Consider the following 13,648-nt stretch of genomic DNA (forward strand, 5'->3'; position numbering starts at 1 on the left):
TGGGTACTCATTGGCTGCACGGTTTTTCTCTTGATCACCGTAGTAGTCTCGTACCTTCGCAAGGCTAGAGGCCCAAGCTCTCCGCGCGATTGAACCTAGAGTGTCCTTTGTCTGGCCTCGCTGTGGCAAACCGGCCAGGCTCAAAGTAGCGTCCGGTAAGGGATCCCCTATTGACCACAGGAGCACCCGTTGGGCCACCCGATAACGGGCATGGAACCGTGATCAGAATTGGTAATCCCGGTAGGTGCTCCGCACGTTGAACCGCCGGCCTTGCTTCCTTCGCTCCAAGAACCCAACGATCGTCTCGATGTCCTTTGGCCGCATCTTCAGTTCACGACACTTGCCTCTGACTTGCTCGACCGTGACGGAGGTCCACCGCTCGGGGCGGTTCATCATGTCGGCCTTGAGCTTGTCTTCTTCATTCCATTTGAGTCCGGAGTCGTATCCGGCTGCCCACTGCGTAAGGCTCTTGAGAATCCGGATCACGTCATCCGGTAGGGGTTCGCCGACGGCTGCCAGGGCGGTTTGTGGTCCTGACGCAGGCTGCGGAGTCTGTCCCGGAAGAAGCCGTACCGGCTGAGCGTCTTCCAGCCAAGTGGCTGTTTCGGCGGTTCCCCACTCGATGACGACAATGGCGTCAGCTTGTGAGCCCCACAGGTCGTTCAGATGTTGCCGATCGGGCCATGCATAAACGACACGTCGGTGGGTAAGGGACCCGTGAGAGAAATCGCGCCAGGTGAGGTGCACCGCATCAGGTCTTCCCACCAACCGCTTGAGGGTTTCGCCCTCGAACCGTCGCCGTGGCGTGACAACGGTAATTGGGCCACCAGGTTGTTGCGAGAGCCAGGCGATCGCGCGGGCATCCTGCGCTTCACGGGAGTCATTAGCGCCCAGTTGGGACACGGCAACTGGAAACGGGTATTCAACTGACGACATCGATACTCCCTGCTCGGTTTAGACGGACCCTAGCAGTTGTATCCGACACCATCCCCACCCAGACGACGGGCACCAAGGATCCCCACTCGACAGTTGATCTGGTTCTTTGAGTACGAACTTGCCCAGCATGACCTGAGTGCCCGTAAGCCGGTCCCCCACCGGAGCAAGCACCAGCCAAAATTCCGGATCACGATCGCCGGGATTCCGCGGCGGCCCGATTCCCGTAGGACCCGCCCGCGAAAATGCCCGGTGGGGCTAAACGGTACATCCAAAATATGACCGGACTCCTCATCGGATGCACCCGTGTATCCACGAACGGCCAAGACCTCACCGCCCGAAGAACGCCCCTTTGTTGGTCTCTCGGTAACCCCTGGAAACACGTTCACAGACCAGGGCACGCCGGCACCAACCGGGCCCGGCCGGGACTTCGGCAAGGGCCGGCCGACTGCCGGGCCCGCGGGTTCGCCCCGGCGCCGGGGCGTTGCTAAGCTGGAATGAAGGCCCCATCTTGGGCCTCCGGACGACGGTTCAGTACCCGGCACGCGACAAGACTGGCCACAGGAGCAGTCATGTCGTGGTTAATTCTCATTCTTTCAGGCTCGTTGGAAGCCGTCTGGGCTGCAGCCCTGCACCGGACAGCGCAGGCCACGGGCCGCCGCCGGATTGCACCGGCCGCAGTCTTCCTCGTCTCCGTGCTCGCCAGCACCGGCGGACTCGCCATCGCCATGCAGTCCATCCCGACCGGAACCGCCTACGCCGTCTGGGTGGGCGTCGGTGTGGTGCTGACCTCCGCCTACGCCATGATCACCCGCGTGGAACCCGCGACGGCGGCGCGGATCCTGCTGCTCGGCGGGATCGTCGCCTGCGTGGCCGGCCTGAAGCTGGTGGCGTAACCATGGCCGCGAACCGCACAACGAAAATGACAAGCAAAGCACCGGGCACCACTCTGGCCTGGCTCATCCTGCTCGTTTCTGCCGTGCTGGAGGCGGTCTGGGCCACAGCCCTGGGCCTCTCCGACGGTTTCACCCGGCCGCTGCCCACCCTCGTGTTCGCGCTGACCGCGACCCTGAGCATGGTGGGGCTCGGCATGGCCGTGAAACGCATTCCGCTCGGCACGGCCTACGCCGTCTGGGTGGGGATCGGCGCGGCCCTGACGGTCGGCTGGGCGATGGCAACCGGCGTCGAACCGGCCAGCCCGCTCAAACTGCTGTTCATCGCGGGCATCGTGGGCTGCGCGGCGGGCCTGAAGCTGCTGCCGGCCGGGAAATCCTAGGCGTTTCGGCGGTCCCGCCCAGTTAGTCCGCGCCTGGAGGGGTCATCCCGGGCGACACGCCGTGGCTGCGGCCCCCTCGCGGCAAGCAACCGGGCAGGAGCGTTGGAATACCCCGGAGCGGACCGGGGTTGGGGCTAGAAACAGCGAATGGAGACCCCATGAATGCAGCAAAAGTCCGGCTCGGCGACGGTTTGACGGTCAGTCCGCTGGGGTTCGGCGGCATGGCCCTGACCCCGGTGTACGGGGACGTGGATCCGGCCGAGGCCCTGCAGACCCTGCACCACGCGGTGGACGTCGGCGTCAGCTTCATCGACACGGCGGACATCTACGGCGGCGGCAGCAATGAGGAACTGATCGCCAGGCTTCTCAAGGAACTCCGCGGCGAGGTACAGCTGGCCACCAAGTTCGGCCTGGTGGGCACCCCGTCCACCGGCTACACCGATATCCGGGGCGACGCCGACTATGTGCGGCAGGCCGTGGACCGGAGCCTGCGCCGGCTGGGCACCGACACCATCGACCTGTACTACATGCACCGCCGTGACCTCCGCGTTCCGATAGTGGAAACCGTGGAGGCCATGGCGGGGCTGGTGCAGGCCGGCAAGGTGCGGCACCTTGGCCTGTCGGAAGTGACAGCCGAGGAACTGCGCGAAGCCAGCAGCGTCCACCCGATCGCCGCGGTCCAGAGCGAATGGTCCATCTGGAGCCGCGACGTGGAACGCAGCGTTGTTCCCGCGGCGGCCGAACTCGGCGTGGGTTTTGTGCCCTACTCGCCGCTGGGCCGGGGATTCCTCACCGGCACCGTCGACGCGGCGTCACTGGGCAGCAACGACTTCCGCCGCAACATCCCGCGCTTCGCCGAGGAGGCGCTGGACGCCAACCAGGGTGTGGTCGCGGCCGTGCAGTCCGTCGCCGCTGAACTTGCTGCGGCCGGGCAGGCTGCAACTCCTGCCCAGGTGGCCCTGGCCTGGCTGCTCGCGCAGGGCCGGAAGCTGGGGCTGCCCGTGGTCCCCATCCCCGGCACCCGCAGGGCGGCCCGGATCGACGAAAACTGGGGCGCCGTCGCATTGACGCTCGACTTCACCGCAGCGCAACTGGAGAAACTCGACGCCGCCGCGGACGCCGTCGTCGGCTCCCGCTCCGCAGACCCCAACTGGGTGTCCGAGGGCCGTGAACAACGTCTTTCGTAGACTGATGCCCATGGACTCGCTCATTCACTCGTTACGTGACGTCACCATCCGCCGGATTTCGGTCAGCGAGATGGACAACAACGTGTATTTGCTCACCGGCAAGGCATCGGGCGCACAACTCCTGATCGATGCGGCCGACGATTTGGCCGCCATCCAGGATCTGCTGGCCGACGCCGCCGCAGATACCTCCGCGACGCCGAAGCTGGCGCTGATTGCCACCACCCACCAGCACTGGGACCATGTCCGTGCGCTGCCGGGCCTGGTGGAAGCCACCGGCGTGAAGACGGCGGCCGGGACGGACGATGCCCCGGAGCTACCGGTGCCGGTGGATGTACTGCTGGATCACGGGGACGTCGGCAACTTCGACGGCTTCGATGTGACGGCAGTGCACCTGCGCGGCCACACCCCGGGGTCGATCGCGCTGGTGTACCAGGACCCGGAGGGCCCGGCGCATATCTTCTCCGGCGACTCGCTGTTCCCCGGCGGAGTGGGCAACACGCAGCAGGATCCCGAGCGGTTCGCGCAGCTGATCAGCGATGTCAGCGAGCGGTTGTTCGACGTGTACCCGGATGACACCGTGGTCCACCCGGGCCACGGCAAGCCCACCACCCTGGGTGCGGAACGCCCGCACCTGGAGGAGTGGCGCGCCCGCGGCTGGTAGCTGGCGCTGCGCTTTCAGACTGGCGCTGCGCTTTCAGACTGGCGCTGCGCTTTCGGACGGACGCTGCGGGAATCCCCGTAGCGTCCGTCCGTTTGTGTAGCGGAAAGCCGGAACCTTAGCGGCTGCGGCGTTCGTTCGACGCCGGGGCTGACGCGCGGCGAGGTCCGCCGCTGCGTGCCGGACGGCCTTCGCCGGAGCGGCCGTTGCCGCCGCCTGCGTAGGACCCGCCCGAGGTGCCGCCGGTGTTGGAGGACCAGACAGCCGCGTTGCCACCGGCGTTGCCGGCCTTGGCGCCGGCAGCTGCGCGCTGGCCCGTTGCCGGACGCCCGCCGCGCTGGCCGCCGGTTGCGCCACCGGTGCGGGCCGCACCGCCGCGGGGTGCGCCACCCGTGCGGGGTGAGCCGCCGCGCTGTGTGCCGCTGCGGGGAGCCGAAGCGCCCCGGGCGTCGCTGCGTCCTTCTGCTGCGCGGCCGTCGGAGCCGCGGCCGGCCGATGCGCGGCCCCCTGCGGCCGGGACATCGTTGCGGTGCGCGCCGTACGACGTCGAGCGGGCGCGGGCGCTGCGGCGCTCGGCGCGCTCGGCATCCATCCGGTCCTCGTTCCGCTCGATGACACGCTCTGCAGCGTTGCGGGCAGCTGCCTGGCCTTCGTAAGCCACGGCGCGGCGCTCGGCGCGGGGAAGATCGGTGCGGGGAGCCTCGGCTCCGACGCGCCCGCGTCCGCCACGGCCGCCCCGGCCACCCGCGGTGGGTGCAGCCTGGGTGGTGCGGCGGGCGCGCTTGCGCTCGGCGTTGGCACCGGTGGAGGTGCCGCCGCCCTGGTTGGACTTGGCGGCCAGCAGTGCGGCGCGGGTGCGCGGATCGATCTTGTCGGCCATTTCGCCCACCAGTTCGGCAACCAGCGGGGAGTTGGCGGTGACGCGTTCGAAGTTGACCTCGACGCCGGCAGCCTTCATGAGCTTCTTGACGTCGGACTGCTGCTCCGGGAGGGTCAGCGTGACCACGGTGCCGTCGGAACCAGCGCGGGCGGTACGGCCCGAGCGGTGCAGGTAGGCCTTGTGCTCCGTGGGCGGATCCACGTGGATGACCAGCTCGACGTCGTCGACGTGGACGCCGCGGGCGGCGACGTCGGTGGCGACCAGGACGCGGACCTCACCCGAGGAGAACTCGGCCAGGTTGCGGTCGCGGGCATTCTGCGAGAGGTTGCCGTGCAGGTCGACGGCGGGGATGCCGGCGTCGGTCAGGGTCTTGGCAAGCTTGCGGGCGTGGTGCTTGGTGCGCAGGAAGAGCACGCGGCGGCCGGACCCGGAGGCGAGCTCGACGATCAGCTGCTTCTTCACGGTCTGGTCGTTGACCACCAGGACGTGGTGTTCCATGGTGGTCACCGCGGCCTGTGACTCATCCACGGCGTGGGTCAGCGGGTTGGACAGGTAGCGCTGGACGATCTTGTCCACGCCGTTGTCCAGGGTGGCGGAGAACAGCAGGCGCTGGCCCTGGCTGGGGGTCATGTCCATGAGCTTCTTGACCACGGGGAGGAAGCCGAGGTCGGCCATGTGGTCGGCCTCGTCCAGCACGGTGATCTCGACGCCTTCGAGGGTCAGGATGCGCTGGCGGATCAGGTCCTCGAGGCGTCCCGGGCAGGCGATGACGATGTCGACGCCGGCGCGCAGGGCCTTTTCCTGGCGGGCCTGGGAGATGCCGCCGTAGATGACGGTGGTGTTCAGGCCCATGGCCTTGGCCATCGGCTCGATGGTCGCGTTGATCTGGGTGGCCAGTTCGCGGGTCGGCGCGAGGACCAGGCCCATCGGGCGGCCGGGCTTGCGGAAGTGCTTGGCTTCCCGCTCAGCGAGTCGTGCTACAAGCGGGATGGCGAAGGCGATGGTCTTGCCGGAGCCGGTGCGGCCGCGGCCCAGGACGTCGCGTCCGGCCAGCGTGTCCGGCAGGGTCTTGACCTGGATGGGGAACGGTTCCACGATCCCCTGGGCGGTGAGGGTGTCGGCGAGAGCCTTGGGCGTGCCGAGGGCAGCAAAAGTAGTCATAGGTGTCAAAGGTCTTTCAGGCGGTATCCATGCGGATATCGGCCCCCGGTGCCGGTTGGCCCAAGGGTTCGCCGAAGAAAAGTCAGGTGATCAACCGGGCCGCTACCAACCTTGCGGCAGTGGCGGCCGGGACCAAATAGAACGCGTTCATCGACGCAGGATGTGCCTCTCACATGAAAAAACCCCACTCCCTGTGGACGGATTCCGGGAGGAATCCAGCAGGGGAACCGGTTGATGAACCGGACCGATCATTCAAGACCAAAGTGGGCATCACTGCACATCAAGTTCCCTCAGTCTATCATCCGGCGAGGCCAGGGCCGTTTCCGCCCGCTCAGGGCACCAGCGCGGGGGCCTGGAACAGCGGGACGTGCGACGCCGGGCGCACGGGCTGCGGGGCCTCCGCGCGCACGGGCTCCGGGGCCGCCGCGCGCACGGGCTCCGGGGCTGCCGCGCGCACGATGACCAGGGCCTCGGAATCGATCAGCCGCCGGGTTCCGGTCCTCTCATCCAGGATCCAGAACAGGTCCGTGGCCGCCACCGTCCGGATCACCTCGCCCCGGTGGAAGAGTCTCCCGTTGTGCCACGCCTCAATCCGGTCCCCCACCGACAACTCCCCACACGATTGAACCTGCTGCGAAACCTCTGCAGTCATGGTCTGCTCCTTCCCGGATCCGGATTCACCCCAGTGTCATTCCGCTCTCCGGCTCCAGCCTCCACCAGAAAGGTTTCGACGGCGTTTCCGTGGGGTGATTTTCTCGTGTCGCCGATTCGCCGGTTTCTCGGGCAGCCATCCCCTGCAATGATGTGGGAAACACCCCCAACCCGACACCTACAGAGCTGCGAGGACAACCATGGCGAAGCATGATCACTCAGGGCACAACACCGACGCCAGCGCGGCCCAGGTATGGGACGAGATGTACCGCAGCCGGACCAGAATCTGGAGCGGCGAGCCGAATCCGCAGCTGATCGCCGAGGCCGCGCAGCTTCCTCCCGGGACAGCCCTTGACCTGGGCTGCGGCGAGGGCGCGGACGCCATCTGGCTCGCCAGCCGCGGCTGGAAGGTCACCGCCGTCGACGTGTCCGCCGTCGCACTGGAACGGGCCGAAGCGCACGCGCAGGAACGCGGCCAGGGCGGGAGCATCACGTGGGTGCGGCAGGACCTGGCCGCCTGGGTGCCCGGGGAACTCTTCGATCTGGTGACGGCGCAGTTCCTGCATTCCACCGTGATGCCCTGGCAGCAGGCGCTGCAGCTCGCCGCCGCGGCCGTGCGGACCGGCGGCACGCTGCTGATTGTGGGCCACCACCCGGACGGCCTGCCGCCCTGGGGGCAGCATCATGATCACGGGCCGGAGCGGTTTTACACCGCGGAGCAACTGGCCCGCGAACTGGGCCTTGAGTCACCCGAGTGGCGGCTCGACGTCGTCGACACCCGGCACCGCAGTGCCACCGGACCCGACGGCGAGGCTGCCTCGCTGACGGACGCCGTGCTGCGCGCCACGCGCCTCGCCGCCCGCTGAACGCGGCGCCGGAAGCGCCTCATCCGCCGTCGAGGTCGCCGGTTGCCCGCCGGGTCGCACACGAAGGTTCCCGCGATCCCCACACCCTTCCGGCGACCTCGCACATTTCGAAGCCGCCGGCGGTCTCAGATATGACATGGGACACGGGACGACAACTGAGGCAAGGTTTGTCGACAGATGTCGAGCCAGGGACGGCTGCGCACACCTGCCCCGCGGTGCGCGCCGGACCGGCGTCGGCGGGCCGCTGCCGGCGTCGGGAATTCCCCGGACTCGCACCGGAGAAGGCATTCTTCCGGTCCGACGGGGACGGCGCGCGCCACCCCGGGAGGCCCCGCCGCGGGACGCACGACGGCGCCGGGCCGGCGGTCGTCGGCGGTGCGGGGTCCCCCGAATGCCGCCCGTAGGCTTAATCCGCACGACGAAGTGTTACCTCCGTCACACCTTCGATGGATCCGTGCGGGCCCGGCGGAACGTCCTCCGCCCGCGGCTCGCCTGTAACAAGGAAGAAGCCTAATGTCTGAACGCACCACCACGGCTGTCCCGAATACCGCCCAAGAGTCCCCCAGCAGCCAAGGCCAAGAACCGCACCTCGCCCGCGCCCTGGGCAACCGCCACATCCAGCTGCTGGCCATCGGCGGCGCGATCGGCACCGGATTGTTCATGGGCTCCGGCAAGACCATCTCGCTGGCCGGTCCGTCCGTCATTTTCGTCTACATGATCATCGGCTTCATGCTGTTCTTCGTCATGCGGGCCATGGGCGAGATCCTGCTCTCCAACCTGAACTACAAGTCCTTCAGCGACTTCGCCGGCGACCTCCTGGGCCCCTGGGCGGGCTTCTTCACGGGCTGGTCCTACTGGTTCTTCTGGGTGGTGACGGGCGTGGCCGACATCGTCGCGATCGCCGGGTACGTGGACAAACTCGCCCCCGGCACACCGCTGTGGATCCCGGCCCTGATCACGCCGGTTGTGCTGATCCTGCTGAACCTCCCCACCGTCAAGGCCTTCGGCGAAGCCGAATTCTGGTTCGCCATCATCAAGGTGGTGGCCATCCTCGCGCTGATCGGCACCGGCATCGTCATGATCGCCACGAACTTCACCTCCCCCAACGGCGCGGTGGCGAGCCTGGCCAACATGTGGAATGACGGCGGCATGTTCCCGCACGGCATGTTCGGGTTCATCCTTGGCTTCCAGATCGCCATCTTCGCCTTCGCCGGCATCGAGCTGGTGGGCACCGCGGCAGCAGAAACCAAGGATCCCGAGAAGAACCTGCCCCGCGCCATCAATTCAATCCCCATCCGGGTCCTGCTGTTCTACGTGGGCGCCCTGGTGGTCATCATGGCGGTCAACCCGTGGCGCACCATCGATGCCGCCAGCAGCCCCTTCATCGGCATGTTCACCCTGGCCGGGCTCGGCATCGCCGCAGTGGTCATCAACCTGGTGGTGCTCACCTCCGCGGCCTCCAGCGCCAACTCCGGCATCTACTCGACCTCGCGCATGGTCTACGGCCTGGCCCAGGACGGCAATGCCCCGAAGGCCTTCGGCAAGCTGAGCATCCGCAAGGTTCCGCAGAACGCCCTGCTGTTCTCCTGCATCTTCCTGCTGGCGGGGCTGGTCCTGCTCTACTCGGGTGATTCCGTGATCGGGGCCTTCACCGTGGTCACGTCGGTGGCGTCCGTGCTCACCATGTTCGTCTGGTCCATGATCCTGATCAGCTACATCGTGTTCCGCCGCCGCCGTCCCGGGCTGCACGCGGCCTCGAAGTTCAAGATGCCCGGCTCGGGCTATATGCCCTACGTGGTGCTCGCCTTCTTCGGCTTCATGCTGGTGGCACTGGGCCAGGCCGACGACACCCGGCTGGCGCTGCTGGTGGCACCGCTCTGGTTCCTGCTGCTCGGCGGGGCGTGGCACTTCAACCGCCAGACGCCACTGCAGCAGGCCCGGATTGCGGAATGGAAGGCCGTCCGCGACGCCGAAACAGTCCCCGTAGCGGGTTAGGCGGCACCCGCCTGCCCTGTGTAGGGCAGACCCCCTGGGAGCCCCGGCCGGATCCAACCGGCCGGGGCTCCCGTCATCGCGCCGGCCTACCGCCGCCCGCCAACCCTCGGGGCGATGACCACCAACGCGACGCCGATCACCGCGGTGAGGGCGAAGACGCCGCCGAAGGACGCCGCCGTCGTCGGGAACGCGGCAAAGATGATCCCCGTGGTGGCAAGGGACAGCGCACCGCCGAGTGAATCGGAAATGGACATCGCCGAGCTGTTGAAGCCCTCGTTGTCCCTGCTGGACAGGGCCAAGGTCATGACGCTGAGGCGCGCGTACATCAGCCCCATGCCGCCCCCGGCAATCACCCAGGCGGCGATCGCGACGGCGGCCGGCCAGCTGAGGAGCGTGGTCACCAGCACCAGGACGACGGCCCCGAGGACGAGGGCCGCTCCAATCCGGACCGCACGGCGGTGATCCAGTCGCGTCCCGAGCCTGCCCTGGACCGCCGAACCGGCGGCCCAGGAGACCGCCCCGCCGGTGAGCGCCAGGCCGGCGAAGGTGGGCGAAAAATCGTAGCGTTCCACCAGGAGATAGGGCAGATACACCTCGGCGCCGAAGAACGCGGCGGAGGCCAGGCCGCGCGTGAGGATAACGCTGGGGAGCCCGCGTCGGGCCGTCAGGGTTCCCTGCGGTACCAGCGGGCGGACGGCGATGAGGGCTACGGCGACGGCCGCCACAGCCACGACTCCGCCCGCCACCGGAAGCCGGGCGGAGAGGTTCAGGCCCAGCACGGCGAGCGCCGCGAGGGCGGCCCAGGCCAGCCGGTGCGTGCCCGAGGACTTGTGCGGAGCAGGCATGGACATGTCCTCCGGCGCGGACGTCCCGCGGGTTCCGCTTGGGGATCCGCCTGGTGTTCCTCGCAGCCCGCGCAGCGCCGGCACAGTCATCAGCAACGCGGGCACCACAAGCCCCACAACGCCGAGGAACACCCAGTGCCAGCTGACCAGCTGCGCCACGACACCCGCGGCGAAGGGCCCCACCAGCGAAGGAATCACCCAGGCCGCGGAAAACGCGGCGAAAATCTTCGGGTGCAGCACGGGCGGATAGACCCGGGCGATCACCACATACAGCGTCACGGTCATGGCGCCACCGCCCAGTCCCTGGACCAGCCGGCCCGCCACAAGGGCCGGCATGTTCGCTGCTGTTCCGGCAATCAGCAGGCCCAGCACAAACATGGCCACGGACGCGTACAGCGGCCCCACCGGCCCGCGCCGGTCGGACCAGTTGCCGGCTGCCACCATCCCGATGACGCCGGTGGCGAGCGGTCCGGCGAACGCCAGGGCGTATAGGGAGGCCCCGTCCAGCTCACGGCTGACCAGCGGCATGATCGTGGTCACTGCCAAAGATTCGAAGGCAGCCAGGAACACGAGCGCGCAGGCTCCCAGGGTCACCAGCAGGTACTCGCGGTGGAAGATGCCGGCTGATTCCAGGCTGGGAGCGGGGGTGGTTCGGGGCAAGGTGATGGCCTGATCGGTGGTGACGGACGGTCGGGTGAAACCCGCGGAGCCGGGATGTTTGGCTCAAGGGGAAGCATGCCACAGCCGGCGGGCCTGACGCAGCCTCCGCCGGGGCAGCCCCGGTCTATACTCGCGGGAAGACCGCGGCGACCAGAACGCAATGACGCAGGACGGCGCCCCCAAGGACACCGCAACACCAGGACTCAACCGGGAGGACCCATGAACCAGTCACCGTCCTCCGACCCGAAGCGGTCAGGACGTCGCCGCAGGCTTTGGGGAGCACTCGGCGGCGCGGCGGCTGGCTTCGTGCTGGCATCAATCGTCTACCTGCTGGTAACGCCGGTGTTGGAAGCCAGCCCGGGATGGATCCGGGAGCTTCAGGGCCTCTCTTGGAACCTTGTTCCCGTCCTCACCGTGCTGGGCGGGGTCACCGGATGGTTGCTGTCCGGCCCCCGCGCCCCCCGTAGCTGAGCAGGCGCTGATCCGGCGCTGAGCCGGTACCGAACCGCCGCCGGGCGTCAGCCGCCGATGAACCGGTTCCGCCCGGCGCGGTAGCCGAACACCGCGGCCAGCGAGCCCACGATGAGGAACAGCACGCCGGCGGCCGCGAAGGACCCCGTGGCCTGGTGCAACTGCCCCACCATCAAAGTGCCGGTGGAGCCCACGCCGTAGCCCACGCCCTGCATCATGCCGGACAGGTGAGCGGCGGTGTGCCCGTCCCGGGTGCGGACCATGATCATGGTCAGCGCGACGGCGGTCAGACTGCCTTGGCCCAGGCCCAGCAGCCCGGTCCACAGCCAGATCAGCTCGAGCGGGCCGAAGATACTCAGGGCGAAGCCGGCACCGGTCATCAGCGCCACCACGGTATTGATGCCGCGCTGGTCCCGGAATCGGGTGGCGAGCGCCGGCGCAAACAGTGACCCCAGCATCTGCAGCACGATCGAGACGGAGACGATCACCCCGGCCGTGCCGCCGTCCACGCCGCGTTCGCGCAGGATCGGCGCCAGCCAGGCGAACACACTGAAGGACATCATCGCCTGCAGCACCATGAAGATGGTCACTTGCCAGGCAATGCCCGAGCGCCACACGTTCACGCCGCCGTGCGACGTCCGGTGCCGGCCGTGGCGCTGCCGGATCGCGACCGGCAGGAACAGCAGCAGAACGACGCCGGCCGGCAGCGCCCAGAACCGTAGCGCCGCGGTCCACTCCCCTGTCGCGCTGAACACCGGGTAGGTGAAACCGGCGCCGAGGGCCGCGGAGGCGCAGATCGCGGTGGTGTAGAGGCCGCCCATCAGGCCGAGCCGGTGCGGGAAATCCCGCTTCACCAGGCCGGGAAGCAGCACATTGCAGAGGGCGATCGCGGCGCCGCAGGCCGCCGTCCCGGCCAGCAGCGCCGGGAGGTGCCCGGCGTCGCCGGCGTCCAGGGGCCGCAGCAGCAGTCCGGCGGTGAGCACCGCCATGGCGCCCAGCAACACACGTTCGGCGCCGAAGCGGCGGGCCAGGACGGGCGCCAGCGGCGCGAAAACTCCTAGCAGCGTCACCGGCACGGTGGTGAGGACCACCACCGCCCAGCCCGGCAGCCCGGCGTCGGCCGTCACCTCCGGAAGCACTGCGGAGAAGCTGGAGAAGACCGTACGCAGGTTCAGCCCGATCAGGACCAGGCACACACCGAGGTAGGCCAGAGCGCGGCGGCTGGCCACCCGCGTGGGTTCCGCCGCCGGGACGTCGTCGATTTCGGCGTCCACCAGCGTGCCCCGGCGGCCGCCGGCCTCGATGCCGCTGACGGCGGACTCCTGGGAGTTCTTCGGTACAGTCACGGACCCATTCTGGCAGGCCCATCGCCGCAGGCGTTGTCAACAGCGGCCATGCCACCAGCGCGCTGCGGGCGGTCCCGTCAACTCCGGCTGATGACCAGGTAACGTTCGTCGCTGATCTCCTTTCCCCACAGCGACGGGTCAGTCAGCGGCACGACGTCGGCGCGGCTGCGGTGCCGGAGGACAAGTTCCCGGCACGTCCCCGACGCAATGCCGGCGCCGGTGCCCCACAGTCCTTCCACCAGGAGCATGGTTCCGGGGGTACGCAGGAGCCTCGTCCACCGGCCGAGGGCGTCGTCCGGATCCGGGAGCGCCCACAGCACATGGCGGACCAGCACAACGTCGCAGCTTGCCGGGAGGTAGGGCGGTTCAGAAGCATCACCTTGCAGGAACTCAACCGCAGGAAGCCCGGCGCTGGCGCAGCGGCGGCCTTGGCACGGGCGGCTGCAACCATCCGGCCGGAGAGGTCCAGGCCCCTGATGCGGTGCCCCGCCTCCGCCAGCAGCACGGACAAGCTGCCGGTCCCGCAGCCCAGATCCGCCACCTCGCTGCCGGGTTGGGAAATGAGCGGCAGGATAAGTTCCGCCCAGGCCCGGCGGACGCCGGGATCCAGCAGCCGTGATCGGCTTCCCGGTCGAAGTCCGCCGCCTGACCGTCCCAGTACTCGCGTGTTGCGTCGATCATGCGGACAGTCTGCCACGCACCCCGGACAGCAACAGTGC

Annotated in this window: 13 protein-coding genes, 1 pseudogene and 1 riboswitch; of the genes and pseudogenes, 7 read left to right on the forward strand and 7 right to left on the reverse strand. The window is 68.4% G+C overall.

What is annotated here, in order from left to right:
- Positions 1–222: 222 nt before the first annotated feature.
- Complete coding sequence (locus FS787_RS08235; protein ID WP_144671681.1) at positions 223–936, reverse strand: hypothetical protein; 714 nt, start codon at positions 934–936, stop codon at positions 223–225.
- Positions 937–1,431: 495 nt separating this feature from the next.
- Positions 1,432–1,496, forward strand: a riboswitch (guanidine-III (ykkC-III) riboswitch).
- Positions 1,497–1,505: 9 nt separating this feature from the next.
- Here FS787_RS08235 and FS787_RS08240 point away from each other — a divergent pair.
- From FS787_RS08240 to FS787_RS08255, 4 genes are all read left to right on the forward strand, one after another.
- Positions 1,506–1,829 carry a multidrug efflux SMR transporter gene (locus tag FS787_RS08240; protein ID WP_144671682.1) on the forward strand — a complete coding sequence of 108 codons (324 nt, stop codon included), beginning with the start codon at positions 1,506–1,508 and terminating at the stop codon, positions 1,827–1,829.
- A 26-nt stretch (positions 1,830–1,855) separates the two neighbouring features.
- Positions 1,856–2,209, forward strand: a complete 354-nt coding sequence (locus tag FS787_RS08245; protein WP_144671683.1) for a multidrug efflux SMR transporter — start codon at positions 1,856–1,858, stop codon at positions 2,207–2,209.
- Positions 2,210–2,367: 158 nt separating this feature from the next.
- On the forward strand, positions 2,368–3,396 hold the full coding sequence (locus tag FS787_RS08250) for an aldo/keto reductase (protein WP_144671684.1): 1,029 nt from the start codon (positions 2,368–2,370) through the stop codon (positions 3,394–3,396).
- Positions 3,397–3,406: 10 nt separating this feature from the next.
- Positions 3,407–4,057, forward strand: a complete 651-nt coding sequence (locus FS787_RS08255) for an MBL fold metallo-hydrolase (RefSeq protein ID WP_144671685.1) — start codon at positions 3,407–3,409, stop codon at positions 4,055–4,057.
- A 115-nt stretch (positions 4,058–4,172) separates the two neighbouring features.
- On the opposite strand, the gene FS787_RS08260 is transcribed toward FS787_RS08255, so the two are convergent.
- Together FS787_RS08260 and FS787_RS08265 are read right to left on the reverse strand one after the other, a co-directional pair.
- Entirely contained in the window at positions 4,173–6,095 is a 1,923-nt protein-coding gene (locus tag FS787_RS08260) for a DEAD/DEAH box helicase (protein ID WP_144671686.1), read from the reverse strand.
- 331 nt (positions 6,096–6,426) lie between these two features.
- Complete coding sequence (locus FS787_RS08265) at positions 6,427–6,747, reverse strand: hypothetical protein (RefSeq protein ID WP_144671687.1); 321 nt, start codon at positions 6,745–6,747, stop codon at positions 6,427–6,429.
- A 199-nt stretch (positions 6,748–6,946) separates the two neighbouring features.
- On the opposite strand from FS787_RS08265, the gene FS787_RS08270 reads away from it, so the two are divergent.
- A complete protein-coding gene (locus FS787_RS08270; RefSeq protein WP_144671688.1) occupies positions 6,947–7,612 on the forward strand; it encodes a cyclopropane-fatty-acyl-phospholipid synthase family protein in 666 nt (221 codons plus the stop codon).
- Positions 7,613–8,125: 513 nt separating this feature from the next.
- Positions 8,126–9,607 (forward strand): amino acid permease, encoded by a 1,482-nt coding sequence (locus FS787_RS08275; RefSeq protein ID WP_144671689.1) that lies wholly within the window; start codon positions 8,126–8,128, stop codon positions 9,605–9,607.
- 86 nt (positions 9,608–9,693) lie between these two features.
- Here FS787_RS08275 and FS787_RS08280 read toward each other — a convergent pair whose 3' ends face one another.
- Positions 9,694–11,112, reverse strand: a complete 1,419-nt coding sequence (locus FS787_RS08280) for an MFS transporter (RefSeq protein WP_144671690.1) — start codon at positions 11,110–11,112, stop codon at positions 9,694–9,696.
- Between the two features lie 219 nt (positions 11,113–11,331).
- On the opposite strand from FS787_RS08280, the gene FS787_RS08285 reads away from it, so the two are divergent.
- Entirely contained in the window at positions 11,332–11,583 is a 252-nt protein-coding gene (locus FS787_RS08285) for a hypothetical protein (protein WP_144671691.1), read from the forward strand.
- A 47-nt stretch (positions 11,584–11,630) separates the two neighbouring features.
- On the opposite strand, the gene FS787_RS08290 is transcribed toward FS787_RS08285, so the two are convergent.
- The 3 genes and pseudogenes from FS787_RS08290 to FS787_RS18130 all read right to left on the reverse strand — a co-directional run.
- The gene (locus tag FS787_RS08290; protein WP_144672058.1) at positions 11,631–12,887 is read right to left on the reverse strand and encodes an MFS transporter; all 1,257 of its coding nucleotides are present in this window, start codon (positions 12,885–12,887) and stop codon (positions 11,631–11,633) included.
- 119 nt (positions 12,888–13,006) lie between these two features.
- Positions 13,007–13,456, reverse strand: a complete 450-nt coding sequence (locus FS787_RS18125; protein ID WP_313959646.1) for a methyltransferase domain-containing protein — start codon at positions 13,454–13,456, stop codon at positions 13,007–13,009.
- A pseudogene (locus FS787_RS18130) lies at positions 13,348–13,626 on the reverse strand (class I SAM-dependent methyltransferase); the annotation flags it as partial. The pseudogene FS787_RS18130 and the gene FS787_RS18125, both read right to left, overlap by 109 nt.
- Between the last annotated feature and the right edge of the window lie 22 nt (positions 13,627–13,648).

Origin of the sequence: Arthrobacter sp. U41 (assembly GCF_007679325.1) — a bacterium.
Classification (GTDB): Bacteria; Actinomycetota; Actinomycetes; order Actinomycetales; family Micrococcaceae; genus Arthrobacter.

What these genes read in the sequence shown, in the direction of transcription:
- FS787_RS08235 (WP_144671681.1), bottom strand. Translation starts at nt 936, where the DNA reads ATGTCGTCAGTTGAATACCCGTTTCCAGTTGCCGTGTCCCAACTGGGC.
- FS787_RS08240 (WP_144671682.1), top strand. Translation starts at nt 1,506, where the DNA reads ATGTCGTGGTTAATTCTCATTCTTTCAGGCTCGTTGGAAGCCGTCTGG.
- FS787_RS08245 (WP_144671683.1), top strand. Translation starts at nt 1,856, where the DNA reads ATGACAAGCAAAGCACCGGGCACCACTCTGGCCTGGCTCATCCTGCTC.
- FS787_RS08250 (WP_144671684.1), top strand. Translation starts at nt 2,368, where the DNA reads ATGAATGCAGCAAAAGTCCGGCTCGGCGACGGTTTGACGGTCAGTCCG.
- FS787_RS08255 (WP_144671685.1), top strand. Translation starts at nt 3,407, where the DNA reads ATGGACTCGCTCATTCACTCGTTACGTGACGTCACCATCCGCCGGATT.
- FS787_RS08260 (WP_144671686.1), bottom strand. Translation starts at nt 6,095, where the DNA reads ATGACTACTTTTGCTGCCCTCGGCACGCCCAAGGCTCTCGCCGACACC.
- FS787_RS08265 (WP_144671687.1), bottom strand. Translation starts at nt 6,747, where the DNA reads ATGACTGCAGAGGTTTCGCAGCAGGTTCAATCGTGTGGGGAGTTGTCG.
- FS787_RS08270 (WP_144671688.1), top strand. Translation starts at nt 6,947, where the DNA reads ATGGCGAAGCATGATCACTCAGGGCACAACACCGACGCCAGCGCGGCC.
- FS787_RS08275 (WP_144671689.1), top strand. Translation starts at nt 8,126, where the DNA reads ATGTCTGAACGCACCACCACGGCTGTCCCGAATACCGCCCAAGAGTCC.
- FS787_RS08285 (WP_144671691.1), top strand. Translation starts at nt 11,332, where the DNA reads ATGAACCAGTCACCGTCCTCCGACCCGAAGCGGTCAGGACGTCGCCGC.